General features: G+C 42.1%; 1 protein-coding gene. It reads right to left on the minus strand.

Annotated features, from left to right (window positions below):
* The coding region (locus tag AAEY68_RS21635) for a sulfatase-like hydrolase/transferase (protein ID WP_350586891.1) at positions 1-240 on the minus strand (240 nt) is incomplete at both ends.

A 240-nucleotide genomic window follows, 5' to 3' on the forward strand; every position in this document is an offset into this window, starting at 1 on the left:
GCCTAAAAAGAAGCTGCGCATGTTATCAAAATGGCTTTCGCCACCATAAATGAACTGCGTGTTGTAATTTTGCTTCGCTAAAAAATCAGCAATGGTAAAAAAGTCGCGTTGTGATTTATCAAGCTTAACAACTGCACGCGAAGGCGTTGGTGTAAACCCTGTAATTACTGCCTCAATTCCACGTACTGAACGTGTGCCCGTGGCGTATAAATTATCAAACCCCCAGCCTTGTTTATAAAG

The organism is Pseudoalteromonas sp. RB2-MNA-CIBAN-0110, from assembly GCF_040309305.1.
In the GTDB taxonomy this organism is placed as follows: domain Bacteria; phylum Pseudomonadota; class Gammaproteobacteria; order Enterobacterales; family Alteromonadaceae; genus Pseudoalteromonas; species Pseudoalteromonas arctica.